Genomic DNA, 25,202 nt, shown 5'->3' with positions numbered 1-25,202 from the left:
TGCGTAGGGCTACTACTGCTTGTCGAAGCGCGGGGTGTCCTGCGGCTGCTGGGTCTGGGGCTGTCCCTGACCCGGCTCGATGGCCTGCTTCGGCGTCGACCCGCCCGCGAGCTCGGCCTTCATCCGCTGCAGTTCCAGCTCTACATCAGTACCACCGGAGAGGCGATCCAGCTCGGACTGGATGTCGTCCTTGGCGAGCCCGGAGGAGTCGTCGAGAGCACCGGAGGCAAGGAGCTCGTCGATCGCACCCGCCCGCGCCTGGAGCTGCGCGGTCTTGTCCTCGGCGCGCTGGATCGCCATGCCGACGTCGCCCATCTCCTCGGAGATGCCGGAGAAGGCCTCGCCGATCCGGGTCTGCGCCTGGGCCGCGGTGTACGTGGCCTTGATCGTCTCCTTCTTCGTACGGAAGGCGTCGACCTTGGCCTGGAGTCGCTGCGCCGCGAGGGTGAGCTTCTCCTCCTCGCCCTGGAGCGTCTGGTGCTGGGTCTCCAGGTCGGTCACCTGCTGCTGAAGCGCCGCACGGCGCGAGAGCGCCTCGCGGGCCAGGTCCTCACGGCCGAGGGCGAGGGCCTTGCGGCCCTGGTCCTCAAGAGTGGAGGACTGCTTCTGAAGCTGATTCAACTGCAGCTCGAGTCGCTTGCGCGAGGTCGCCACGTCGGCGACACCGCGGCGCACCTTCTGCAGCAGCTCAAGCTGTTTCTGGTACGAGTAATCGAGGGTTTCGCGCGGGTCCTCGGCCCGGTCAAGGGCCTTGTTCGCCTTCGCGCGGAAGATCATCCCCATACGCTTCATGACACCGCTCATGGGCTTCGCGCGCCCCCTTCTGACGGACTTCCAGCTCCAGGTACTGCCAGAACCCACAGTACGGGCCCTGCATCCATTACCGCACTGTTCGCGGGCGGATGCGCTCATCCCCAAGGACGACTGCGTCCGGCCCGGCTCCGGCGTAGGGAGTAGGTGCACCCCCGGGAACCGCCGGAAAACCGCTTGTAAACCACACGGAACGTCCCTTTAGACACACAATCAAGACGCTCGGTGTTGCCGGATCGTTCCCCATCGGGCGGGGGTCCACACGTTCGCACCCCGTACCCTTGGGTTTTGTGTTCCGTAGCCGATCCAAGGACGAGAAGGCCCCGGCGAGCAAGGCCCCGGTGACCGACTCCCAGCAGCCCCGTGACCCCGAGGCCCCCAAGGGCCGCCCCACGCCCAAGCGCAGTGAGGCCCAGACCCAGCGCCGCAGCGTGGCCAACACGCCTGTGACGCGCAAGGAGGCGGCGAAGCGGCAGCGCAGTGAACGCCGCGTCCAGATGGACAAGCAGCGTCAGGCGCTCGCCAGCGGTGACGAGCGCTATCTGCCGGCCCGCGACAAGGGTCCGGTGCGCAAGTTCGCCCGCGACTTCGTCGACTCGCGGTTCTGCATCGCCGAGTTCTTCCTGCCGCTCGCCGTGATCATCCTCGTACTGAGCATGGTCCGGATCCCGCAGCTGCAGAACATCGCCCTGCTGCTCTGGCTCTTCGTGATCGTCCTGATCATCGTGGACTCGGTGACGACGGCGGTCCGCCTGAAGAAGCGCCTGAACGAGCGCTTCCCGAGCGAGCGCAAGAACGGCGCCGTCGCCTACGCCCTGATGCGTACGCTCCAGATGCGCCGACTGCGTCTGCCGAAGCCGCAGGTCAAGCGCGGAGAGCGGCCCTGAGCGGTTTCGCCGGCGGGGCCGCCGCGTGGCTGGAGATACTGGGCGGCCTTCGCAACGCCGTACGCCAGGAGCTGGTGACCCGGCAGCTCGACGAGCAGATAGCCGGGCGCTTCCCCGTGGGGCAGCGGCTGCGCGTGCTCGATGTGGGCATGGGCCAGGGCACGCAGGCCCTGCGGCTCGCCCGTGCCGGGCACAAGGTGACCGGCGTCGAGCAGGACTCGTCGATGGTGGCAGCGGCGCGTGCCGCGCTCGGTGCCGAGCCCGAGGGCATCCAGGGGCGCGTGCGCATCGTCGAGGGCGACGGGCGCGACACCGGGGTGCATTTCCTGCCGGGCAGCTTCGACGTCGTGCTCTGCCACGGCGTGCTGATGTACGTCGAGGAGCCTGACGCGCTGCTCGCCGGCCTCGCCCGGATGCTGGCACCCGGCGGGCTGCTCTCCCTCCTCGTGCGGAACGCGGACGCCCTTGCCATGCGGCCGGGGCTCGCCGGGGACTGGGCGGGGGCGATGGGCGCCTTCGACTCCACGGTGTACCGCAATCGGCTCGGTATCGAGGCGCGGGCGGACCGGCTCGACGCGGTGACCGCGTCGCTCGCGGGGATCGCCGCGCCGCTGCATGCCTGGTACGGCGTGCGGGTCTTCACCGACGGCGCGGCGGACGACGCGGTTCCGCCCAAGGACGCGGAGTTGGCGGCGCTGCTTGCCGCCGAGGAGCGGGCCGGGCGGACCGATCCCTATCGGCGGGTGGCCGCGTTGCTGCATGTCTGCGGCGTGCGGGACTGACTGAACCGCCGCTTCGCGGCGGGTGTTCTCCCACCCACCCACCCGATTGCCCCGCATCTCAGGGCGACGTAGGGGGGCGAACGCGACACTCGGGGCATGAACGTCTCGCGTACCCGTAACGCCTCCGCCGCCGCTCTCGTCGCCGGGCTTCTCATGAGTGGTTGCTCGAGCTCCGGCTCCGGGAACTCCGGTGAGTCCACCACGCAGGCCGCCCCCATGGCGGCGAACGATCTGCAGGGCGACTACCAGCAGGTGATCAAGAACGTCCTGCCGTCGGTCGTCCAGATCGACGCCTCCGACAGCCTCGGCTCCGGCGTCGTCTACGACGACAAGGGCCATGTCGTCACCAACGCCCACGTCGTGGGCAAGGAGCGGACCTTCAAGGTCACGACGGCCACCGGGGAGCAGGAGCTCAGCGCGAAGCTGGTCAGCTCCTACCCCGAGCAGGATCTCGCCGTGATCAAGATCGACAACCCCCCGAGCGGGCTCAAGGCCGCGAAGTTCGGGGACTCCACGAAGGCCGGGGTGGGGCAGATCATGCTCGCCATGGGTTCGCCGCTCGGCCTGTCGTCCAGTGTCACGCAGGGCATCGTCTCCGCCACCGGCAGGACCGTGAGCGAGGGCCGCTCGGAGGGCTCCCCCGGCGCCACCATCGCGAACATGGTGCAGACGTCCGCCGCGATCAACCCGGGCAACAGCGGCGGCGCCCTGGTCAACCTCGACAGCGAGGTCATCGGCATTCCGACGCTCGCCGCCACCGACCCGGACATGGGCGGCAGCGCGGCGCCCGGCATCGGGTTCGCGATCCCCTCCTCGATGGTGAAGACGGTCGCCGATCAGATCATCAAGGACGGCAAGGTCACCGACTCGGGCCGGGCCGCCCTCGGCATCACGGGGCGCACGGTCCTCGGTGACGACTACAAGCCCGCGGGTGTCGCCGTCGTCGAGGCGCAGAAGGACGGCGGCGCGGCCGAGGCGGGCATCGAGGCCGGCGACATCATCACCAAGCTGGGGGACACGGAGATCACCACCATCACCTCGCTCTCCGAGACGCTCGCCGGGGAGAAGCCGGGCGACAAGGCGAAGGTGACGTACACCCGGGACGGCGCCGACAAGACCGCCGACCTCACGCTGGGTGAGATGTAGACCTAGGCATCACGAGCACGACGTGAGGGGGTGGCCGCAACTGCGGCCACCCCCTCTCGCTCAGGCGTCACTCACCCCTGCGCCGCGTCCTCCGCGTGCAGGCTCATCGGCCCGTAGATCTTGTTCGTGTCCTCGAAGAGCGACACCTGGTCGGCGCCGCCCTCGGCGAGCTCTTTCCAGTACTCGCCGACCCAGGACTCCGCGTCCCCTTGAGTCGTGAACTCTTCGGGCGTCAGAGCGGGCTGGACCTCCGTCCCGTCCGCCTTCTCGAACCGCCACGTCCATGCCGCCATGCCAGCCTCCCGATGGTCCGACAGCTGTGTGAAGCCGCTTGAAGCGTAGCCGGGCGAGCGGCGCTCGCGGTGACGCGGGAGGATCTTCTCGTGGAACTGACTCTGCTCGGCACCGGCTCTCCCGAAGGCCTGCCCCGCCCCGGCTGCCCCTGCGCCGCCTGCGCGACCGCGCTCGGCGTCGGCGCGCGCGCCGCGACCGCGCTCCTGGTGGACGGCGTCCTGCTGCTCGACCTCACTCCTGGCGCCGCCTTCGCTGCCGCCCGTTCGGGGCACTCGCTCGGCGGCGTACGCCAGGTTCTGCTCTCCCATCCGCACGACGGCCCCTCGGTGGAGGTACCGGCAGGGCTTCCGCAGCCGGGCCGGGTGCCCGACGGGCGGGAGCTCGCGCTGCTCACCGGGCACCGGGTGCGGGCGGTGGCGATGGACCATCCGGGCACGGGGTACGAGGTGGTGGGCACCGACGGGGAGCGGCTGCTGTATCTGCCGCCCGGCGGTGCGCCCGCCGGGTTGCCGGACGAGCATCCCGGCTACGAGATGGTCGTCGCCGATGTCATCGGGCGCCCCGACGGACTCGCACGGCTGCGGGCGGCCGGTGCGATCGGGCCGACCACGGACATCATCGCCGTCCATCTGGGCCATGAGGTGCCGCCGGGCGCGGAGCTGACCCGCAGGCTGGCGGCCGCCGGTGCGCGGGCCGTGCCGGACGGTACGACCCTGACGGTCGGCGCCTACGAGGACGTACCGGACGTGCCGCGCCGCACCCTCGTCCTCGGCGGCGCCAGATCGGGTAAGTCGGTGGAGGCCGAGCGGCGCCTCGAAGCCTTCCCCGAGGTGCTCTACGTGGCCACGGGCGGGACCAGGAACGGCGACTCGGAGTGGGCGGACCGGGTGAGCGCCCACCGTGAACGGCGGCCCGGGTCGTGGGGCACCACCGAGACCTGTGACCTCGTGCCGCTGCTCGCCGAGAGCGGCCCTCCCCTGCTCATCGACTGCCTGTCGCTGTGGCTGACGTACGCCATGGACGAGGTGAACGCGTGGGACGACGCCGAATGGGCGGGCGGTGGCGAGCGGGCGCTGCGCAAGCGCGTCACCGAGCTCACGGACGCGGTGCGCGCGACTCGGCGCACGGTCGTCGCCGTGTCGAACGAGGTCGGTTCCGGGATCGTGCCCGCGACCGCGTCGGGCCGCCGCTACCGCGATGAACTGGGCCGCCTCAACGTGGCGTTCGCGGCGGAGTGCGAGCACGTGCTGATGGTCGTGGCGGGCCAGGCGCTCACCCTGCGGGACTGACCCGGCCTCCTCTGGCCTCAGGCGTCGGGGTTCCTGCGGGCGATGACCCGGAAGGCGTTGGAGAACCGGGTGCGGCTGATCAGGGGGGCGAGGAGCCGGTCGGCCAGGGCCGCGGCGGCAAGGAGCGGGGCCGCGACGCGGGCCACGGCACGGACGCGGCCGAGCGCGAGGGCCAGGCCCGCGCTCAGGTCGAACGGGATGTGCGGCTCACGCCGGTCGGTGGCCACGACGGTGTAGCCGAGGCTCTCCAACTCTCGGCGGAGGGTGGAGAGCGGGATGCGGTGGTGGGGCTCGGTCCGCAGCCATCCCTTGTCGAGGAGTCTGGCGTACCGGCTCTCGGGTACGGGGACCTCGATCATCAGATGGCCGCCGGGCCGCAACACCGTGCGGGCGGCGATGAGTTCGATGCGCGGGTCGGCGCTGCGCTCCAGGTAGTGGAACATGCTCAGCGCGTCGTAGCGCCCCGCGAGCTTCGGCGCCAGATCGGCGAGCAGCCCGCGGTGGGCCTCCTCCACGCGGCCTGCCCTGCGGCCCTCCTCCACGCGCTCGGTCAGGTCGAGGCCGTCGAAGGCGGTGTACGGGTGCACCTCCCGCGCGACGGCGGGGAAGTGCCCGTGCCCGGTCTCGATGTCCAGCCAGCTCTCGGCCTCGATGAACCGGCCCATCGCCCTGGCCCGCGCCCGGTGACGGCGGGCGGCCCGCGGGACGGTGAGGATCTTCTCGGCCTGGGCGGCGGCGGCCTGGGCGGCGTCCATGGACGTGACGGTCTCCTCACATCGTACGTAAAGGATCATCACGGTACGTAAAGGGACATCGGCACCGGCGCAACGACACCGTGGAGGTGGCCCGGATGCCTGCTGCCGGGCCGTCCGACCCGGGCCCGGGCCCTGCCGGTACTGTTCGGCGAATGAGCTCGCTGAATCTCGACGACTTCACCGACCTGATCGAGCGGCCCGACGGCGGGATCCGCCGCGACGCCGAGGAGCGCAGGGAGCGGCAGAGCGTGCCACCCGGGGCGCTCGGCCGTCTGGACGACCTTGGCGAGTGGCTCTCCGCGGCCCAGTCCTCGGTGCCGGTCAAGCCGATCGAGCGGCCACGCGTGATCCTCTTCGCGGGCGACCACGGGGTCGCGGAGCTCGATGTGTCCGCCAGGACCGCGGGCAGCGCCGCCGAGCTCGTGCGTGCCGTGCTCTCCGGGGCGAGCCCCGTCGCCGTTCTCGCGCGCCGCCTCGACGTGCCCGTCCGGGTCGTCGACGTGGCCCTGGACTGCGATCCGGCCGAGCTTCCCGCGCAGGTGACGGGGCATCGGGTGCGGCGCGGCTCGGGGCGGACCGACATCGAGGACGCGCTGACCGCCGAGGAGGCCGAGGCCGCGGTGCGGGCCGGGATGGCCGTCGCGGACGAGGAGGCCGACTCCGGGACCGACCTGGTCGTGCTCGGCGACGTGAGCGTCGGCGGCACGACGCCCGCGGCGACGCTTGTCGCCGCGCTGTGCGGGACCGACGCGTCCGTGGTGACCGGGCGCGGCGGCGCGCCGATCGACGACCTGGCGTGGATGCGCAAGTGCGCGGCGGTCCGGGACTCGCTGCGGCGCGCGCGACCCGTACTCGGCGATCAGCTGGAGCTGCTCGCGACGGTGGGCGGTGCGGACATCGCCGCCATGACCGGCTTCCTTCTGCAGAGCGCCGTGCGGCGTACGCCGGTCATCCTGGACGGCGTCGTCGCCTCGGCGGCGGCGCTCGTGGCCCAGCGGGTCGCCTTCCGGGCACCGGACTGGTGGCTGGCGGGGCACAGCAGCGGGGAGCCCGCGCAGGCCAAGGCCCTCGACCGGATGGCGCTCGACCCCGTGCTCGAGCAGGGCGTGCAGGTGGGCGAGGGCGTGGGGGCACTCCTCGCGCTGCCACTGGTGCGGGCCGCCGCGGCACTCTCCGCCGAACTGCCCGAGCGGAAGGCCGAGGCGGAGGCGGAGCACGAGGCTGGCGCCGAGCCGGAGCCCGAAGGTGACGCCGAAGCGGAGTAGGCGGCGCGGTCGCACGCAGCCAAGGCTGGCCCGGTATGGACCGACATGGCCCATATGATCCCTTTTCATGGGAGATGAGCAAACTGCTGCTGCCGGGCGCCGTCAGCGTCTCGCCGCGGCCTTCAGTGTCTGGTACCTACGCGCCGTCACCTTCATCAACTTTCTGAGCGCGGTCTGGGTCTCCCTGGGGCAGGATCTGCGGCGGCACAACACCGAGAACTACTTCACGCCGTACATGCTCACCGCGGGCTTCGCCTCCGGTGCGTTCACCATGTTCCTGGCGATCACGATGCGCCGCCGCAAACGCGCCGCCTGGATCCTCAACCTCGTACTCAGCGGACTCTTTCTGCTCCTCTTCGCGTTCGCGATGGTCTTCCCGGAGATCCGCCGGTACGCGCAGAACTGGATCTCCCTCGCCCTGACCGCCGCCTTCGTGGCCTCACTGATCGTCGGGCGGCGGGAGTTCTACGCCAAGGGCGACCGCTCCAACCCCAAGCTCGCCGCGGCCGTCGCGGTCGGCGGTCTCCTGGTGACCTCGCTGATCGCCGCGCTCCTGGTGGCCCTCACCAACCGCGCGCACGACGAATACCGTTCGACGTTCCTCGACCGCTGGCGCTACGGCACGATGCGCCTTGTCTCGCTGGCCGCCGACGACACGCGGTTCGAGGGCATCACCACGCCCGGCTGGGTCAACGTCACCATCAACGTGCTCAGCACGCTCCTCCTCCTGGCCGTCCTGTACGCCGCGTTCCGCTCGCGCAGGGCCGTCGACCCGCTCACCGAGGACGACGAGCACAAGCTGCACGAGCTGCTCGACAAGTACGGCGAGCGCGACTCGCTCGGCTACTTCGCGCTGCGCCGCGAGAAGAGCGTCGTGTGGTCGCCGAGCGGCAAGGCGGCGGTCGCCTACCGGGTGATCGGGGGCGTCTCGCTGGCCTCCGGTGACCCCATCGGGGATCCGGAGGCCTGGCCCGGCGCCATCGAACCCTGGCTCGCCGACGCCCGCGAGCACGGCTGGCTCCCCGCCGTGATGGGCGCGAGCGAGGAGGCGGGCACCATCTACGCCCGGCACGGCCTCGACGCGCTCGAACTGGGCGACGAAGCCATTGTCGAGACCAGTGAGTTCACGCTCCAGGGGCGGGCCATGCGGACGGTCCGCCAGGCCTACAACCGGGTCCAGCGGGCGGGGTACGAAGTGCGGATCCGCCGCCACGAGGACATTCCGGCCGACGAGATGGCGTACCTGCTCGAGCGGGCCGACGATTGGCGTGACGGGGCCACCGAGCGCGGCTTCTCCATGGCCCTCGGCAGGCTCGGCGACCCGGGCGACGGGCGGTGCGTGATGCTCGAATGCACCGACGGGGACGGCGTGTTGAGAGCGGTGCTCTCCTTCGTCCCCTGGGGGCCGCACGGGCTCTCGCTCGACCTGATGCGGCGCGACCGCGACTCCGAGAACGGCCTGATGGAGTTCATGGTCATCGAGCTGCTCCAGCGTGCCGCCGAGATCAAGATCACTCAGGTCTCGCTGAACTTCGCGATGTTCAGGTCGGTCTTCGAACGTGGCTCGCGGCTCGGCGCGGGCCCGGTCCTGCGGCTGTGGCGCTCACTGCTCACCTTCTTCTCCCGGTGGTGGCAGATCGAGTCGCTGTACCGCGCCAACGCGAAGTACCGCCCGATCTGGGAGCCGCGCTTCCTTCTCTTCGAGAAGAGCGGCGACCTACCGCGCATCGGCATCGCGTCGGCCCGCGCGGAGGGCTTCCTCGAAGCGCCGGGCCTGCCGAAGTGGCTGCACCGCAAGCACCTGGAGTCCCGACGATGAGCACCCCGGTCCCGGCCCGCCTCACCCGGCTGGCCCGGCGCGAGTGGGGGCCGCTGTACGCCGCTGTGCGCGGCGGCATCGCCGAGCGGCGGTGGCGGGCGGCGCCCATGACGCTGGCCGCCGTCTGCCTCACCGCTCTCCTCCAGTTCGTCCAGAACCAGTCCTGGGGCTACCAGTTCGTGCAGAACATCGGCTCCGTACGGGCCGAGGAGCCGCTCTGGCTCGCCCTGCTCCGCACTCCGCTCTCGCTCTTCGTGCCCGCGCTCGACCTGCCCGTCTGGGGCGCGCTCGCGCAGATCCTGCTGGTGTTCGGCATCGCGGAGATCTGCGTCGGCTGGTGGCGCACGCTCGTCATCGCCTACGTGGCCACCCTGGCGGGCACGCTCTACGCGCGCGTGGGCATCGCGTGGGGTCCTGACAGCCCGCTGGGGCTCCCCGCGTCCGACGCGCAGGTCGTCGACGCCGGTCCTTCCGCCGCGGTGGTCGGGCTCGCGGTCTACGTGTGCTGGCGCTACCGGGCATGGTTCACGGCGGCGTTCGTGACCGCCCTGATGGTCGTCGAGGTGTTCGTCAAGAACAATCTCGCGGGGAGGGAACATCTGGCGGCGATCGCCGCTGTCCTCGTGCTGTGCGCCTGCTCGGTGGTGCGTCAGCGGCGCGGGCGCGCGAGTTCCGGGTCCGGTTTGCCGCCGATCCAGTCCTGAACCTTGCGGCGCGGGCCCGCCCAGCGGCGGTCGTGGCGGAAAGCGCGCAGGCCAGAGCGGGCGCGGGCGCGGGGCCGGTTGCGGTAGAAGCGCCTGGCCCACGCCGATCCGGGGCGGGCGAGGCGGATCGCGCCCACCATCGCGACCAGCGGGATCACCACGCCGATCAGGGCCGTCCGCAACTTGCCCTTGACCAGGGCGATCAGGGCGAAGCAGCAGTTGACGGCGATGTTCAGGGCGAGGCCCGCGCGGTTGTTCCGCTCCTCGGGCGTCAGGTCGTCCACCCCGAGCGGGGTGAAGCCGGTGAGCACGAGCACCACCAGGGCCGCGGTCAGCATCACGACCTCGACGCTCTTGCGGCCCCGCTCGCTCCAGTAGACGTCGTCGAGGTAGAGGATCAGCGCGAACTCGTCGAGTACGAGACCGGCGCCCACGCCGAAGAAGACCGCCGCGAACATCGCGGCGAGGCTGTGCCTGCCTGCCGCGACCGCCCAGAATCCGCCGACGAGCATGAGGAAGATGCCCGGTACGACGTGGTGGATGTGCACGTCCCCCGAACTGATGTTCCGGAAAGGGCCCTTCCCCGCACGGATGAGGCGCGTGATGGTCCGGGTGACGAGGAAGGACCCCACGAAGGAGAGCAGGGCCAGGAGGAGCGGCAGCTTTCCCGGCTCCGTGATGTTCCGGTACCACCAGTCGGCCATGGGGCCATCCTGGGCCGGGGTCCCGCTTGCCGCATTCGCTGCGGGCGACGGGTGAGCGCTTCGGCCCCGCCGACCCCGGGTAATCTTCCGCGGTGCCCCGAACCTCCCCCGCCGACGGACTCCGCTTCGCCTTCGGCACCCTCACCGCGCTCCCGGTCCACGTCACCAAGTGGGACCGCGACGCGGCCCGCGCCGGGATGCTCTGCGCTCCCCTCGCCGGCCTGGTGGTCGGCCTGTGCGCGGCGGGGCTCGGCGGCCTGCTCATGGCGCTCGGCTCGGGACCGCTGCTCGCCGCGGTCGCGAGCACCGCCGTCCCCGCCATCCTCACCCGCGGCCTCCACCTGGACGGCCTCGCCGACACCGCCGACGGCCTCGGCAGCGCCAAACCCGCCGACCAGGCCCTGAGCATCATGAAACAGTCCGACGTCGGCCCCTTCGGCGTCATCACGCTGCTCTTCACCCTGCTCGCCCAAGTGGCCGTCCTCTTCCAGCTGTACGAAGCCTCATGGGCCCGGGGTGCGCTCGCCGCGGTCGTCTCGGCGAGCGCCGCCCGCCTCGCCCTCACCCTTGCCGCCCGCAAGGGCATCCCCGCGGCCCGCCCGGAGGGACTGGGGGCAGCGGTGGCCGGGACCGTTCCCCAGGGCTCCGCCCTGCTCGCGGGGGCGCTCGTCACCGCGGTGGCCGCGATCGCCGCCGCGCCCCTGGGAACGTACGAGATCGTGCGGTACGCGGCTGCCGTCGTCCTGGCGGTCTGCGCCGCCGAACTCCTCCTGAGGCACTGCGTCCGCCGCTTCGGAGGCATCACCGGCGACGTCTTCGGCGCGCTCGCCGAGACCGCAGCCACGGCGGCGCTGGTGGTCCTGGCGCTCGGCTGACTGTTGAAACACAAAAGCGGAGCCACGAACGGATGAATCTCCGCCAACACAATCGAATGGGCACGACGCGCGTAGGCTCATGTTCGGCCCTTTTCCGGCCCGTTCTAGGCTGGCGTCGGGCCGGGTCGACCCACCCATCGGCCAAAGAACTCAACGGAAGCGAGAATTCACCACCGTGACTGCTCTGACTCTCAGCACCGCCGCCGCGTCCGGCCTGCGAGCCGACGCGATCGTCGTCGGCGTCGCCAAGGGCGCCAAGGGCCCGGTTGTCGCGCCCGGCGCCGAAGCCGTGGAAAAGGCGTACGACGGCAAGCTCGCGTCCGTCCTGGAGACCCTCGGCGCCACGGGCGGCGAGGGCGAGGTGACCAAGCTCCCCGCGCCTTCCGGCTTCAAGGCGCCGGTCGTCGTCGCGGTCGGTCTCGGCCCGGTGCCGGAGAAGGACGAGACGTACGCCACCGACGCCCTGCGCCGCGCCGCCGGTACCGCGGCGCGCGCCCTGTCCGGTTCGAAGAAGGCCGCGTTCGCGCTGCCCGCCGAGGACGCCGACGACATCGGCGCGATCGCCGAGGGCGCGCTGCTCGGCGCGTACTCCTTCGACGCGTACAAGGAGAATGGTTCCGCCAAGGGCAAGGACGGCAAGAGCGGCAAGGACGCCAAGGGTCCGCTCGCCGAGATCGCCCTGCTCGGCGGCAAGCCCCGCGACAAGGCGTACAAGGCCGCCGTCGAGCGCGCCATCGCCGTGTCCGAGGAGCTCAACCGCGCCCGCGACCTCATCAACACCCCGCCGAACGACCTGAACCCCGAGGCCTTCGCCGCGGTCGCCTCCGCGGCCGCCAAGGAGCACGGCATCAAGGTCCAGGTCCTGGACGAGAAGGCGCTCGCCAAGGGCGGCTTCGGCGGCATCCTCGGCGTCGGCGTCGGCTCGGACGCCCCGCCGCGCCTGGTCAAGCTCTCGTACACCTCGTCCAAGGCGAAGAAGCACCTCGCCTTCATCGGCAAGGGCATCACGTACGACTCGGGCGGCATCTCGCTGAAGCCCGCGGGCCACAACGAGACGATGAAGTGCGACATGGCCGGTGCCGCGGCCGTCTTCGCCGCCGTCGTCTCCGCCGCGCGCCTCGGCCTCGACGTCAACGTCACCGGCTGGCTCGCGCTGGCCGAGAACATGCCGTCGGGCTCGGCGACCCGTCCGGGCGACGTCCTGCGCATGTACAGCGGCAAGACCGTCGAGGTGCTCAACACGGACGCCGAGGGCCGTCTGGTCCTGGCCGACGCGATCGCCAAGGCCTCCGAGGACAAGCCCGACGCGATCATCGACGTGGCCACGCTGACCGGCGCGATGATGATGGCGCTCGGCAACCGCACCTTCGGGATCATGGCCAACGACGACGCGTTCCGCGCCGCGATCCACGACGTCTCCGAGGAGGCGGGCGAGCCCTCCTGGCCGATGCCGCTGCCCGAGCACCTCAAGAAGGGCATGGACTCCCCCACCGCCGATATCGCCAACATGGGCGAGCGCATGGGCGGCGGTCTGGTGGCCGGTCTCTTCCTGAAGGAGTTCGTCGGCGAGGGCATCACCTGGGCGCACCTGGACATCGCGGGCCCGGCCTTCAACGAGGGCGGCCCGTTCGGCTACACGCCCAAGGGCGGCACCGGCACCGCGGTCCGCACCCTGGTCCGCCTCGCGGAGCGCACGGCCGCGGGCGACCTCGGCTGACCAGGTCTCGGCCTACCAGGCATCGGCTGACCAGGCCACGGCCGACCAGCTGACCTGTCGTACGCGGGTCAGGGCCCGGACACCCAGACGTCCGGGCCCTGACCGATTTCGCCCTCAACGAAATCCGTACGTTCATCTGCCTGAGTAAAGCCTGAGCAACGCCCGGACGTGGCGAATCAGACGTCTCACAGCCCGGCCCGCCGTCCCACCTCTCGCCGACAAGTGCGAAGATGGGTTCTCGGCAGGACAGGGCCCCCACCACAGGGCCGAAACAAGAGCGGCCGAATACCAGCCGACCGACCGGTCGACCCCCGGGAAGAGCGGTCCGGCGTACGGCGCACATGCATGGAGGACGTGACGTGGCGAACGACGCCAGCACCGTTTTCGACCTAGTGATCCTCGGCGGCGGTAGCGGCGGTTACGCCGCGGCACTGCGCGCGTCGCAGTTGGGCCTGGACGTCGCCCTGATCGAGAAGGGCAAGGTCGGCGGCACCTGCCTGCACAACGGCTGCATCCCCACGAAGGCACTGCTGCACGCCGGCGAGATCGCCGACCAGGCACGCGAAGCCGACCAGTTCGGCGTGAAGGCCACCTTCGAGGGCATCGACATGGCGGCCGTCCACAAGTACAAGGACGACGTGATCTCCGGCCTCTACAAGGGCCTGCAGGGACTCATCGCCTCGCGCAAGGTGACGTACATCGAGGGCGAGGGCAAGCTCTCGTCCCCGACCTCCGTGGACGTGAACGGCCAGCGCGTCCAGGGCCGCCACGTGCTTCTCGCGACCGGCTCCGTGCCGAAGTCGCTGCCGGGCCTGGAGATCGACGGCAACCGCATCATCTCCTCGGACCACGCCCTGACCCTGGACCGCGTGCCGAAGTCCGCGATCATCCTGGGCGGCGGCGTCATCGGCGTCGAGTTCGCATCGGCGTGGAAGTCCTTCGGGTCCGAGGTGACCGTCGTCGAGGGCCTCAAGCACCTCGTGCCGGTCGAGGACGAGAACTCCTCGAAGCTTCTTGAGCGCGCGTTCCGCAAGCGCGGCATCAAGTTCAACCTGGGCACCTTCTTCGAGAAGGCCGAGTACACGCAGGACGGCGTCCGCGTGACGCTCGCCGACGGCAAGACCTTCGACGCCGAGGTGCTGCTCGTCGCCATCGGCCGCGGCCCGGTCTCCTCGGGCCTCGGCTACGAGGAGCAGGGCGTCGCCATGGACCGCGGCTACGTCCTCGCCGACGAGTACATGCAGACCAACGTCCCGACCATCTCGGCCGTGGGCGACCTGGTGCCGACCCTCCAGCTCGCGCACGTCGGCTTCGCCGAGGGCATCCTGGTGGCGGAGCGCCTGGCCGGTCTCAAGACCGTCCCGATCGACTACGACGGCGTGCCGAAGGTGACGTACTGCCACCCCGAGGTCGCATCCGTGGGCATCACCGAGGCCAAGGCCAAGGAGATCTACGGCGCGGACAAGGTCGTCGCCCTTAAGTACAGCCTGGCGGGCAACGGCAAGAGCAAAATCCTCAAGACCGCGGGCGAGATCAAGCTCGTCCAGGTCAAGGACGGTGCCGTGGTCGGCGTCCACATGGTCGGCGACCGCATGGGCGAGCAGGTCGGCGAAGCCCAGCTGATCTACAACTGGGAAGCGCTGCCGGCCGAGGTCGCTCAGCTCATCCACGCCCACCCGACGCAGAACGAGGCGATGGGCGAGGCTCACCTGGCCCTCGCAGGCAAGCCTCTCCACTCCCACGACTGACCCTTCAGTCATCGGGCGCGACGACCAGACTTCCTTCCCCAAGCTCTCGGCTTCGCTCGAGCAGGGGAGACCCCATTTTCGTAAGGAGCACTGAAACCATGGCGGTTTCCGTATCCCTTCCGGCGCTCGGCGAGAGCGTCACCGAGGGCACTGTCACCCGTTGGCTGAAGGCCGAGGGCGAGCGCGTCGAGGCCGACGAGCCGTTGCTCGAGGTCTCGACCGACAAGGTCGACACCGAGATCCCCTCTCCTGCCGCCGGCATCCTGGCCTCCATCAAGGTCGCCGAGGACGAGACCGTCGAGGTCGGCGCCGAGCTGGCCGTCATCGACGACGGCAGCGGCGCCCCCGCAGCCGAGTCCGCCCCGGCCGCCGAGCCCGTGCAGGAGGAGGCCCCGGCCCCCGCCGCCGAGGCTCCCGCGGCTCCGGCTCCCGCCGCCGAGGCCCCTGCCGCCGAGGCAGCCCCGGCCGGTGGCGCCTCCGGTACCGACGTCACGCTGCCCGCACTGGGCGAGTCGGTCACCGAGGGCACCGTCACCCGTTGGCTGAAGGAGGTCGGCGAGGAGGTCGCGGAGGACGAGCCCCTGCTCGAGGTCTCCACGGACAAGGTCGACACCGAGATCCCCTCGCCGGTCGCGGGCGTGCTGCTCGAGATCGTCGTGGGCGAGGACGAGACCGCTGAGGTCGGCGCCAGGCTCGCCGTCGTCGGCGCTCCCGGTGCCGCTCCGGCCGCTGCCGCTCCGGCTGCCCCCGCCGCTCCGGCCGCGGCTCCGGCCGCCCCCGCCGCTCCGGCTGCTCCGACCGCCCCCGCAGCCCCGGCCGCGCCCGCCGCTGCCGCTCCGGCTCCGGCTCAGCCCGCTGCTCCGGCCGCGCCCGCCGCGCCCGCTCCCGCCGCTCCGGCTCCGTCGGCGCCCGCCGCCCCCGCCGCGCCCGCGCAGGCCTCCCCGGCCGACGACGGCGCGTACGTCACGCCGCTGGTCCGCAAGCTGGCCAACGAGCACAGCGTGAGCCTGTCGGACGTCAAGGGCACCGGCGTCGGTGGCCGCATCCGCAAGCAGGACGTCATCGCCGCCGCCGAGGCCAAGAAGGCCGCGGCTCCGGCTCCGGCCGCCGCCGCTCCGGCCGCGTCGAAGGCCCCGACCCTGGAGGTCTCTCCCCTCCGCGGTCAGACGGTCAAGATGACCCGCATGCGCAAGGTCATCGGCGACAACATGATGAAGGCGCTGCACTCGCAGGCCCAGCTGACCTCGGTCCTCGAGGTCGACATCACGAAGCTGATGAAGCTGCGCGCCAAGGCGAAGGACTCGTTCGCGGCTCGTGAGGGCGTCAAGCTCTCCCCGATGCCGTTCTTCGTCAAGGCCGCCGCCCAGGCGCTGAAGGCCCACCCGGTCGTCAACGCCCGGATCAACGACGACGAAGGCACCATCACGTACTTCGACTCGGAGAACATCGGCATCGCCGTTGACGCCGAGAAGGGTCTGATGACGCCGGTCATCAAGGGTGCGGGCGACCTGAACATCGCCGGTATCTCCAAGAAGACCGCCGAGCTGGCCGGCAAGGCCCGTGGCGGTGGCCTCACCCCGGACGACATGTCCGGCGCCACCTTCACGGTCTCCAACACCGGTTCGCGCGGTGCCCTGTTCGACACGGTCATCGTGCCGCCGAACCAGGCCGCCATCCTCGGCATCGGTGCCACGGTCAAGCGTCCGGTCGTCATCAACCACCCCGACCTCGGCGAGACCATCGCGGTGCGGGACATGACGTACCTCTCGCTCTCCTACGACCACCGTCTGGTGGACGGCGCGGACGCCGCCCGCTACCTGACCACGGTCAAGGCGATCCTGGAGGCGGGCGAGTTCGAGGTCGAGCTCGGCCTGTAGCTCCCTGTAGTTCTTCGGCCCCAGGGCTGTAAGACTCGTCTCATCAGTGCGTACGCCCCCGTTCGGAGGTTTCCGAGCGGGGGCGTCGCCGTATTGTCTAGGGGTCACAACGCCCTGGGGGCCCGCCCCCGCCGGAGGAGCCCACATGACCGCGCCCGTCGTTCACTCGCTGCGCGAACAGATCCGCGAGCACATCGTGGAGGGGATCGTCAGCGGGCGCTGGCAGCCGGGCGAGCGGATCGTGGAGCGGCGGATCGCCGTGGAGCTGGAGGTCTCGCAGACGCCCGTACGCGAAGCCCTACGGGAGCTGGAGACGCTGCGGCTCATCGAGTCGGCGCCCAACAAGGGCGTACGCGTACGCAACTTGACCGCGGCGGACCTGGAGGAGAGCTACCCCGTCCGTGCGGGTCTTGAGGCGATCGCCGCCGAGCTGGCTGCGGAGAGCCTGGCCGAGGACTGCTCGGCCCTCGAGCCCCATGTCGCCGCCCTGTACGAGGCCGACCGGACCGCCGACGGCACCTCTCAGGTGCGGCACACGGTCGGTTTCCACCGGGAATTGGTGCGGGCCGCCGACAACTCCGTGCTGCTTCACACCTGGGAGGGCCTGGGCATCGAGGTCTTCACGGCGCTCTCGATCCGGTGGCTCGGGACGGTGCAGCAGTCGTACGCGGAGGAGCACGAGGCGCTCGTGTCCGCCTTCCGGAGCCGGGATCCCGCGATCGCGGAGCTGGTGAAGGCCCATGTCCTGGGCTGCGCGCCGCGCCCCTGACCTCTTCCACAGGGCCGCTCCGGGAGCTCGCGCTCATCCGTAGCCGTCCCGCTCATACGTGCTCCCACCTGCGAAGATCCCCGCATCGACCCTTCAAATCGAAGGCACCGCGTGCCCGATTTGTTGGCACCGGATGCCTACTTTCTGAATATGAAGGAATTTTCGTCTTCAACCCTTTGATCGATCATCGATCACGGAGTTACAGTCTTCGACGGGCTCTCACCCGAGCCTCACGCCCTGTCCTGCCAAAGACCTAGGGCACCCCCACCCCTTACCGAACAGGGGACCCCCTCCGACTCAGGAAGGCGGCGACATGACCGACCCCTCCGCAATCCAGCCGAGCGAGCTCGACCAGCTCCCGGACCGCGACCCCGAGGAGACCGCCGAATGGCAGGCCTCCCTGGACGCCGTTACCCAGGCGGCCGGGCCGCACCGTGCCGCATACCTGATGCGGCGCACGCTGGAGCGCGCCGAGGGCGCGGGCCTGGCGCTGCCCAAGCTCCTTGAGACCGACTACGTCAACACCATCCCCACCTCCGCCGAGCCGGCGGTCGAGGGCGACGAGGCGCTGGAGCAGCGCATCGCCGCGTGGAACCGCTGGAACGCGGCCGCGATGGTGACCCGGGGCAGCAAACACGGAGTGGGCGGCCACATCGCCACCTTCGCCTCCGCCGCCTGGCTGTACGAGACCGGCTTCAACCACTTCTTCCAGGGCAAGGAGGGGGACGGCTCCGGCGACCAGCTCTACATCCAGGGCCACGCCTCCCCCGGCATCTACGCCCGCGCCTTCCTCGACGGCCGTCTGAACGAGACGCAGCTCGACAACTTCCGCCAGGAGGCGGGTGGCAACGGCCTGCCGTCCTACCCGCACCCGCGCCGTCTGCCCTGGCTGTGGGAGTTCCCGACGGTGTCGATGGGCCTCGGCCCGCTCTCCGCCATCTACCAGGCGCGCTTCAACCGCTACCTCACCAACCGCAACATCAAGGACGTCTCCGCCTCGCACGTGTGGGCGTTCCTCGGTGACGGCGAGATGGACGAGCCCGAGTCGACGGCAGCCCTCGCGCTCGCCGCGCGTGAGGGTCTCGACAACCTCACGTACGTCATCAACTGCAACCTGCAGCGCCTCGACGGCCCGGTCCGCGCCAACTTCCGCGTGGTGCAGGAGCTTGAGGCCCAGTTCCGCGGCGCCGGCTGGAACGTCATCAAGGTCCTGTGGGGCAACGCCTGGGACGAGCTGTTCAAGCTCGACACGAGCGGCGCCCTGGTCCGCCGCCTGCGCGAGGTGCCGGACGCGCAGTTCCAGACGTACGCGACGCGCGACGCCGCCTACATCCGCGAGCACTTCTTCGGCGCCGAGCCCGCGCTCGTCGAGCTCGGCAAGCTGCTCAGCGACGACAAGATCAGCGAGTGTTTCCACCTCTCGCGCGGCGGCCACGAGGCCCGCAAGGTCTACGCGGCCTACCGTGCGGCGCTCACCCACAAGGGCGCGCCGACCGTGATCCTCGCGCAGACGGTCAAGGGCTTCACGCTCGGCAAGGGCTTCGAGTCCAAGAACGCCAACCACCAGATGAAGAAGCTCACGGTGGACGAGTTCAAGGACATGCGCGACCTGCTCGAGCTGCCGATCCCGGACAGCGCGTTCGTCGACGGCCAGGTGCCCTACGGCCACCCGGGTGCCGACGCCCCCGAGGTCCGCTACCTCCAGGAGCGCCGTGCCGCCCTCGGCGGTCCTGCCCCGGCCCGTCGCACGCAGCCGCTCGCGCCGCTGCCCGCCCCGGCCGACAAGTCGTTCGCCGCGTTCGACAAGGGCTCCGGCAGCCAGTCGATGGCGACGACCATGGCCCTCGTACGCCTGGTCAAGGACCTCGTACGGGACAAGGAGACCGGCAAGCGCTGGGTGCCGATCGTCCCCGACGAGGCGCGCACCTTCGGCATGGAGTCGCTCTTCCCCTCGCTCGGCATCTACTCGCCCAAGGGCCAGACGTACGAGCCGGTCGACCGCGACCAGCTGATGTACTACAAGGAGGCCAAGGACGGCCAGATCCTCAACGAGGGGATCACCGAGGCCGGTTCCATGGCGGACTTCATCGCCGCTTCGTCGTCGTACTCGACGCACGGCGAGGCGATGATCCCCTTCTACATCTTCTACTCGATGTTCGGCTGGCAGCGGACCGCCGACCAGATGTGGCAGCTCGGCGACCAGCTCGGCCGCGGCTTCCTCGTCGGCGCCACCGCCGGTCGTACGACGCTGACGGGTGAGGGTCTGCAGCACGCGGACGGCCACTCTCCGGTGATCGCCGCGACGAACCCCGCCGCCATGTCGTACGACCCCGCGTTCGCCTACGAGGTCGCGGCGATCGTCAAGGACGGTCTGCGCCGGATGTACGGCGAGGCGGCCCCCGGTGAGGACCAGAACGTCTTCTACTACCTCACCGTCTACAACGAGCCGATGCCGCAGCCCGCGAAGCCCGCGGGTGTGGACGAGGGCATCGTGCGCGGTCTGTACCGCTTCAACACGGCCGAGACCGCGGGGCACTCCCCCGCCGCCAACGCCGCGCGCATCCAGCTGATCGGTTCGGGTACGGCCATCCACTGGACGCTCTCCGCGCAGAAGATGCTCGCCGAGGAGTGGGGTGTGGCCGCCGACGTGTGGTCCGCGACCTCCTGGACCGAGCTGCGCCGCGACGCCCTTGAGGCGGACGAGGCGATCCTGCGCGGCGAGGAGCAGACTCCTTACGTGCGCAGCGCCCTTGAGGGTGCGCAGGGTCCCGTGCTCGCCGTCTCCGACTACATGCGGCAGGTTCCCGACCAGATCGCGCAGTGGGTCGAGCAGGACTACTCGTCGCTCGGCGCGGACGGGTTCGGCCTCTCCGACACGCGTGACGCGGCGCGTCGCCACTTCGGCATCGACGCGGAGTCCATCGTCGTCGCCGCTCTCGCGCAGCTGGCGCGGCGGGGCGAGGTGCCCGCTTCGGCGGTGAAGGAGGCTCGGGCCAAGTACGGTCTGTAGCCTTCGGCCTGATGCGGGTACGGGTCTCTGCCTTTGTGGCAGGGGCCCGTTCCCGTGTGCGGGTGCGCTTGTGAACCCCCGCTTCGCGGCGGATGTTATCCCGCCCACCGGCCCGATTGCCGCTACTCGTAGCGGTTGGCCATCTGTGCTGCTGCTTCCGCGAATCGCTCCCTGAGAGCTTGCGGAGCCAGCACCTCCGCCTCCGGGCCCAGTGACATGAGCTGGGTGTACGCGACCATTTCGTTCTCCACGGCGAGGGTGAGCGTCACCCAGCCCTCGTCGTCCGGGGCGCTCGCGGTCTCCAGTGCCTCGCGCGTGGACGCGGAGTCGGTGGTGTACGGAAGCTGCCGTACGCCCGCCTCCGAGAGCCGCACCACGACCTCGGACCGCAGGATCCCCCGTGCGAACTGCGCGGCCCGTTCCTCCCAGAAGCCCGGCAGATCGAACTCCTCGTCGCGTACGAAGCGGTCCGCGCCGCCCGCGATCGCGGTGAACCGGTCGATGCGGTACACCCGGAACGAACCGGTTCCGGGCACCCGCGCGCACAGGTACCAGACACCGGCCTTGAGCACGAGGCCGTAGGGCTCCAGCTCCCGTTCCACCTCCGTGTCCTTGCGCCGGTAGCGGGCGGTGACGAGCCGGTCGTCCCACACCGCATCGGCCAGCGGGGGCAGCAGTTCGGGCGCCGATGTCTCCTTGAACCATCCCGGCGCGTCCAGGTGGAATCGCTGCGACGCGTTCTGCGAGGCGTCCCGCAGCGAGGGCATCAGCGCCGCCGACACCTTCAGGCGGGCCGCCGACGACGCGTCCTCCAGGCCCATCTCCCGCAGCGCGCCCGGCACTCCGGACAGGAAGAGGGCCTCCGCCTCGCTGCGTCCGAGGCCGGTGAGCCGGGTGCGGTAGCCGCCGATGAGCCGGTAGCCGCCGGTCCGCCCCCGGTCCGCGTACACCGGGACTCCGGCCTCCGAGAGCGCCTGGGCGTCGCGGGTGATGGTCCGCTCGGACACTTCGAGCTCACCCGCGAGCTCGGCGGCGGTCATGGAGGGGCGGGCCTGGAGGAGAAGCACCATCTTGATCAGGCGTGCAGCGCGCATGTCCCCATGATGCCGTCAGCCTCTGGGCCGCAGGCGATTACCGGTAGCCCGTGACGTCGGCGGTCTTGCTCTCCTGGTCCACCTCCGTGATGTAGCGCCAGGCGTCCGGCGCCGAACCGTCGATGTCCGTGAAGCCGTACTCCTTGGCGAGGCCGCCGCTGGAGAGCGACGCCGCGTTCCAGCGGGCCACTTCGGGGTCGGAGGCGAGCGCGACCAGGGCCCGGCCCACGAATGTCGGGGTCTCGGAGATCGCGAAGTGCGGGTTCTGCTCGCAGGCCTCCTGCCAGTTCTCCTCCGTCACGCTGAAGGCCGTGTCGAGCATGAACTCGGAGCGCAGCCAGCCGGGGGACAGACAGAGCGCCGTGCAGCCGTACTCCTTGAGCTCCTCGGCGAGGCCGCGCGCCATCCGCAGCGGGGCCGACTTGGCGAGGTCGTAGTAGAAGGGCTTGCGGTAGTTGGGGCCGTTGTACTCCTCGGTCCCGTCGGTGACCTCGACGACCAGGCCGCCGGGGTTCTTGATGAGCAGCGGCAGCGCGTAGCGGCTGGTGACGATGTGGGTCTCGATGCCCAGGCGCATCAGGCGCAGCCCCTTGTCGAGGTCGTGCTCCCACATCTTCTTGTCCCACTCGACGTGGACGTCGCCGCCCCAGATGTCGTTGACCAGGATGTCCAGACGGCCCTGCTCCCGGTCGATCCGCTCGACGAGGGCCTCGACCTGCTCGGGCTCCAGGTGATCGGTGGGCACGGCGATCCCGGTGCCCGTTCCGCCTGCTTCCCTGCCCGCCGCGGTGATGAGTTCCGCGGTCTCCTCGATGGTCTCCGTGGTGCGGCCGACCTCGCTGGTGCGCTCGCGGGTCGTGCGTCCCGTCGCGTAGACGGTGGCTCCGGCACGGCCCAGCTCCACGGCCATGGCCCGGCCCGCGCCACGGGTGGCACCGGCGACGAGGGCGACTTTCCCGGTCAGGGACTGCGCGGGTGCGGGGATGCTGGGGGTGTTCTCCATGTCTTTGCTCTCCTTGCTCTCCATGTTCTGGAGGCTGCCACTCAATACCGACATCTGCTGTCGGGTTTTCCATGGGCATGTGCACGCATAACGAGAGGGCCGCATCCGCCGCACTCCGCGTGCGTACGCACCCCCCAGGGCCGATGCTTGTCCCGTGATGGACGAGACGGAGTTCTGGGAGATCGTGGACCGCACCCGCGTGGCCGCCGAGGGCGACCCCGAGGACCACGCCGACCTGCTCACAGAGAAGCTGCTCGAGCTGGAGCCGGAGATGGTGCTCGACTTCGCCCGTCACTTCGAGGCGCGCTACAACCGTGCGTACCGCTGGGACCTCTGGGGTGCCGCCTGGATCATCCTCGGCGGCGCGAGCGACGACGCCTTCGACTACTTCCGCTGCTGGCTGATCGGCCAGGGGCGTGAGGTCTTCGAGGGAGCCCTGCACGACCCCGACTCGCTCGCGGATCTCCTCGACGACTTCGACGAGGAGATCGACGGCGACGGCGAGGAGCTCGGCTACGCGGCGGACGAGGCCTACGAGCAGCTCACCGGCGTCGTCTCCCCCGACCTCGGCATCGCTCCCGCCCCGGCCGAGCCGGAGGGCACGCCGCTCGCCTTCGAGGACGAAGCGGCGATGGCCCGGCTCTACCCCAAGCTGCGGGAACGCTTCGGCGAGGTCGACTGAGGCGAGGCGAGGCGGGGCAGGGCAGGGCGGGGGCGGGGCAGGGCAGGGCGGGGGCGGGGCAGGGCAGTACAGGGCGTTCAGCGACTTCTCCTATCGGCCCTGCAACCGTGCCGCCGCTTCCCTGATCGCGGGGAGCGCTGACGTCAGTGCCGCCCCCGGACACTGGGTGTAGTAGCCGTCGTTGTGCCCGGACACCGCGCTGAACCGGCCGCTCGTCCCCTTCTCGTACTTGCTGAGGCTGTTCGAGGACACGAGCCGCACCGTGGAACGCGGGTCCACGTCCGCGAGCCCCAGCTTCCACGCCACCAGCGCCGCCACGGCATCGGTCACCGCCTTGGGAACGGGCACCCCCTCCGTGAACGTCCCTATCGCCGCTATCCCCACCGACCCCCGGTTGAAGCCCTGCGTGTGCGCCCCGACCACGGCACGGTCCATGCCGCCCGCACGCCCCTCGTAGATGGTCCCGCACCGGTCGACGAGGAAGTTGTAGCCGATGTCGTCCCACTGCCTCCCCTCGGTCTGACCGGCGTACAGATAGCGGATGATGCGCGGGACGTCGCCGCAGTCGTAGCCGTTCGGCGAGTCCGTGTGGTGCACGAACACCGCCCGGACCCGGTCGGCGTACCGCGCGGGCGGCTGCTGCCGCACCGCGGCGGGCAGCCACTCGGTGCGCGGCACGACGCGGGGTCGCGGCGCCGAATGCCCCACCGTCCGCCGCACCGGCGCCGCGGCCGCCGGCATCTCGGAGCGCCGCCCGGTCACACCTGCCGGCTCGTCGAGCCCGGAGTATTCGGCGAACCCGGAGAGCCCGGAGAGCCCGGAGAACCCAGCGACTCCGGAGCGCCCGGAGCGCCCGGCGAGGGCCGCCGAGCTGTCGCCCGCCCGCCCCGAATCGCCCGATGTCCCGGGTCCCACGAACAGCGCGCACATCAGCAGAAGCCCCACGGCCACGGCGCCGGGCAGGCAGCACAGCGCCGCTCGGGCGACACGGCCCGCCGCACGCGCCTCCGAGGGCACGCGCGCCCCGGACTCTCGACGGAGGACACGCATGGTCCGACTCTCCGCCCCACCCGCACCACCCGCGATCGGCCATCCGCCGGTCGGGTGAACCGGAGCTGGGGTGAACCGGAGCTCAGAAGCAGCTCAGAAGCGGCTCAGAGGCAGCTCAGAGGCAGCTCAGAAGTGGGTGCCGCCGTCGACCCGGACCTCGGTGCCGGTGATGAATTTGCCGTCCCGCGAGCCGAGCAGGGCCACCACGGAAGCCACGGACTCCGGCCCCGCGAAGCCCTGACCCATGGCCGGGGCCAGCTTCACGAACAGGCTCATGTCGGCGTCCTCGGGCAGGCCGGGGCCGACGCTCTGCTTGCTGGCGCCGCTGCCGTCGGTCATGCCGCTGGATATGGAGCCGGGCTGGACGGAGTTGAACCGGATCCCCTGCTTGCCGTACTCGGCGGCCAGCGCGTGCGTCATGGACTGGATGCCGCCCTTGCTGGCCGCGTACGCGGCCATGTACGGGTGGGCGAACATCGCGGAGGTGGAGCTGAAGTTGACGACGGCGGGGTCGTCGCCGTCGAGCAGCGCCGGGATGGCCTCGCGGATCACCAGGAACGTACCGACCAGGTTGATCTGGATGACGTGGTTGAAGGAATCCAGGCTGGTCTCGTGCGTGTGCGAGGAGCGGAGCACGCCCGCCGCGTTCACCAGGACGTCCAGGCCGCCGAGCGCGGTGACGGCGGCGGCGACGCCCTCGCGCACCGATGCCTCGTCCGAGATGTCGACCACGAGCGTGGTGAGGCGGTCGGCCGCGGCGCCCGCCTTCTCCGTGGTGTCCTTCAGCCCCGCCTCGCTGACGTCGGCGGCGACGACCTTGCCGCCCTCATCGAGGAGCCGGAGAACGGTGGCCTGTCCGATGCCCGAGCCACCGCCGGTGATGAGTGCGCGACGGCCTGCGTAACGGTTCATGAAATGCCTC

Annotated in this window: 22 protein-coding genes; 14 read left to right on the top strand and 8 right to left on the bottom strand. The window is 70.8% G+C overall.

Going from position 1 to position 25,202, the window contains the following annotated elements; all coding sequences use genetic code 11:
- Positions 1-12 precede the first annotated feature (12 nt).
- The gene (locus ACWFRJ_RS10795; protein WP_453526965.1) at positions 13-804 is read right to left on the bottom strand and encodes a PspA/IM30 family protein; all 792 of its coding nucleotides are present in this window, start codon (positions 802-804) and stop codon (positions 13-15) included.
- A 218-nt stretch (positions 805-1,022) separates the two neighbouring features.
- On the opposite strand from ACWFRJ_RS10795, the gene ACWFRJ_RS10790 reads away from it, so the two are divergent.
- From ACWFRJ_RS10790 to ACWFRJ_RS10780, 3 genes are all read left to right on the top strand, one after another.
- A complete protein-coding gene (locus tag ACWFRJ_RS10790; protein WP_453527234.1) occupies positions 1,023-1,697 on the top strand; it encodes a DUF3043 domain-containing protein in 675 nt (224 codons plus the stop codon).
- A 74-nt stretch (positions 1,698-1,771) separates the two neighbouring features.
- Positions 1,772-2,479, top strand: coding sequence for a class I SAM-dependent methyltransferase (locus ACWFRJ_RS10785; protein ID WP_453526962.1), 708 nt, complete (start codon positions 1,772-1,774; stop codon positions 2,477-2,479).
- Between the two features lie 96 nt (positions 2,480-2,575).
- Positions 2,576-3,625 (top strand): S1C family serine protease, encoded by a 1,050-nt coding sequence (locus ACWFRJ_RS10780; protein ID WP_453526959.1) that lies wholly within the window; start codon positions 2,576-2,578, stop codon positions 3,623-3,625.
- Between the two features lie 71 nt (positions 3,626-3,696).
- Here the strand turns inward: ACWFRJ_RS10780 and ACWFRJ_RS10775 are convergent, their stop codons facing one another.
- Positions 3,697-3,918, bottom strand: a complete 222-nt coding sequence (locus ACWFRJ_RS10775) for a hypothetical protein (protein WP_453526956.1) — start codon at positions 3,916-3,918, stop codon at positions 3,697-3,699.
- A gap of 90 nt (positions 3,919-4,008) precedes the next feature.
- Here ACWFRJ_RS10775 and ACWFRJ_RS10770 point away from each other — a divergent pair, with 90 nt between their 5' ends.
- A complete protein-coding gene (locus tag ACWFRJ_RS10770; protein ID WP_453526953.1) occupies positions 4,009-5,208 on the top strand; it encodes a bifunctional adenosylcobinamide kinase/adenosylcobinamide-phosphate guanylyltransferase in 1,200 nt (399 codons plus the stop codon).
- A 17-nt stretch (positions 5,209-5,225) separates the two neighbouring features.
- On the opposite strand, the gene ACWFRJ_RS10765 is transcribed toward ACWFRJ_RS10770, so the two are convergent.
- Positions 5,226-5,963: a class I SAM-dependent methyltransferase gene (locus ACWFRJ_RS10765; RefSeq protein ID WP_453526950.1), complete on the bottom strand. Its 738-nt coding sequence runs from the start codon at positions 5,961-5,963 to the stop codon at positions 5,226-5,228.
- 152 nt (positions 5,964-6,115) lie between these two features.
- Here ACWFRJ_RS10765 and cobT point away from each other — a divergent pair, with 152 nt between their 5' ends.
- The 3 genes from cobT (at position 6,116) to ACWFRJ_RS10750 (ending at position 9,751) form a co-directional block, all read left to right on the top strand.
- On the top strand, positions 6,116-7,228 hold the full coding sequence (cobT, locus tag ACWFRJ_RS10760) for a nicotinate-nucleotide--dimethylbenzimidazole phosphoribosyltransferase (protein WP_453526947.1): 1,113 nt from the start codon (positions 6,116-6,118) through the stop codon (positions 7,226-7,228).
- A gap of 67 nt (positions 7,229-7,295) precedes the next feature.
- Positions 7,296-9,047, top strand: coding sequence for a phosphatidylglycerol lysyltransferase domain-containing protein (locus ACWFRJ_RS10755; protein ID WP_453526944.1), 1,752 nt, complete (start codon positions 7,296-7,298; stop codon positions 9,045-9,047).
- Positions 9,044-9,751 (top strand): hypothetical protein, encoded by a 708-nt coding sequence (locus tag ACWFRJ_RS10750; protein WP_453526941.1) that lies wholly within the window; start codon positions 9,044-9,046, stop codon positions 9,749-9,751. The genes ACWFRJ_RS10755 and ACWFRJ_RS10750 overlap by 4 nt, the downstream gene beginning before the upstream one ends.
- On the opposite strand, the gene ACWFRJ_RS10745 is transcribed toward ACWFRJ_RS10750, so the two are convergent.
- Positions 9,697-10,455, bottom strand: a complete 759-nt coding sequence (locus ACWFRJ_RS10745) for a hypothetical protein (protein WP_453526938.1) — start codon at positions 10,453-10,455, stop codon at positions 9,697-9,699. The genes ACWFRJ_RS10750 and ACWFRJ_RS10745 overlap by 55 nt on opposite strands.
- 92 nt (positions 10,456-10,547) lie before the next feature.
- On the opposite strand from ACWFRJ_RS10745, the gene ACWFRJ_RS10740 reads away from it, so the two are divergent.
- From ACWFRJ_RS10740 to aceE, 6 genes are all read left to right on the top strand, one after another.
- Entirely contained in the window at positions 10,548-11,330 is a 783-nt protein-coding gene (locus ACWFRJ_RS10740) for an adenosylcobinamide-GDP ribazoletransferase (RefSeq protein ID WP_453526935.1), read from the top strand.
- Between the two features lie 175 nt (positions 11,331-11,505).
- Positions 11,506-13,047 carry a leucyl aminopeptidase gene (locus tag ACWFRJ_RS10735; RefSeq protein WP_453526932.1) on the top strand — a complete coding sequence of 514 codons (1,542 nt, stop codon included), beginning with the start codon at positions 11,506-11,508 and terminating at the stop codon, positions 13,045-13,047.
- Positions 13,048-13,406: 359 nt separating this feature from the next.
- Complete coding sequence (lpdA, locus tag ACWFRJ_RS10730) at positions 13,407-14,795, top strand: dihydrolipoyl dehydrogenase (protein WP_389909745.1); 1,389 nt, start codon at positions 13,407-13,409, stop codon at positions 14,793-14,795.
- Positions 14,796-14,893: 98 nt separating this feature from the next.
- Positions 14,894-16,672, top strand: coding sequence for a 2-oxoglutarate dehydrogenase, E2 component, dihydrolipoamide succinyltransferase (sucB, locus tag ACWFRJ_RS10725; protein WP_453526929.1), 1,779 nt, complete (start codon positions 14,894-14,896; stop codon positions 16,670-16,672).
- Between the two features lie 145 nt (positions 16,673-16,817).
- Complete coding sequence (locus ACWFRJ_RS10720; RefSeq protein ID WP_453526926.1) at positions 16,818-17,441, top strand: GntR family transcriptional regulator; 624 nt, start codon at positions 16,818-16,820, stop codon at positions 17,439-17,441.
- Positions 17,442-17,754: 313 nt separating this feature from the next.
- Positions 17,755-20,451: a pyruvate dehydrogenase (acetyl-transferring), homodimeric type gene (gene aceE / locus ACWFRJ_RS10715; RefSeq protein ID WP_453526923.1), complete on the top strand. Its 2,697-nt coding sequence runs from the start codon at positions 17,755-17,757 to the stop codon at positions 20,449-20,451.
- A 122-nt stretch (positions 20,452-20,573) separates the two neighbouring features.
- Here aceE and ACWFRJ_RS10710 read toward each other — a convergent pair whose 3' ends face one another.
- Together ACWFRJ_RS10710 and ACWFRJ_RS10705 are read right to left on the bottom strand one after the other, a co-directional pair.
- Entirely contained in the window at positions 20,574-21,545 is a 972-nt protein-coding gene (locus ACWFRJ_RS10710) for a helix-turn-helix transcriptional regulator (RefSeq protein ID WP_453526920.1), read from the bottom strand.
- Positions 21,546-21,582: 37 nt separating this feature from the next.
- A complete protein-coding gene (locus tag ACWFRJ_RS10705; RefSeq protein ID WP_453526917.1) occupies positions 21,583-22,548 on the bottom strand; it encodes an SDR family oxidoreductase in 966 nt (321 codons plus the stop codon).
- 157 nt (positions 22,549-22,705) lie between these two features.
- Between ACWFRJ_RS10705 and ACWFRJ_RS10700 the strand changes: the two genes are divergently transcribed.
- Positions 22,706-23,230 (top strand): DUF4240 domain-containing protein, encoded by a 525-nt coding sequence (locus tag ACWFRJ_RS10700; RefSeq protein WP_453527231.1) that lies wholly within the window; start codon positions 22,706-22,708, stop codon positions 23,228-23,230.
- Between the two features lie 90 nt (positions 23,231-23,320).
- On the opposite strand, the gene ACWFRJ_RS10695 is transcribed toward ACWFRJ_RS10700, so the two are convergent.
- Positions 23,321-23,992 carry a peptidoglycan recognition protein family protein gene (locus tag ACWFRJ_RS10695; RefSeq protein WP_453527228.1) on the bottom strand — a complete coding sequence of 224 codons (672 nt, stop codon included), beginning with the start codon at positions 23,990-23,992 and terminating at the stop codon, positions 23,321-23,323.
- Positions 23,993-24,406: 414 nt separating this feature from the next.
- Positions 24,407-25,192 (bottom strand): SDR family NAD(P)-dependent oxidoreductase, encoded by a 786-nt coding sequence (locus tag ACWFRJ_RS10690; protein ID WP_453526914.1) that lies wholly within the window; start codon positions 25,190-25,192, stop codon positions 24,407-24,409.
- Between the last annotated feature and the right edge of the window lie 10 nt (positions 25,193-25,202).

This window comes from Streptomyces sp. NPDC055239 (assembly GCF_053606205.1).
The sequence above is the reverse complement of the archived record's forward strand: the minus strand, read 5'-3'. Positions and strand labels throughout refer to the sequence as shown.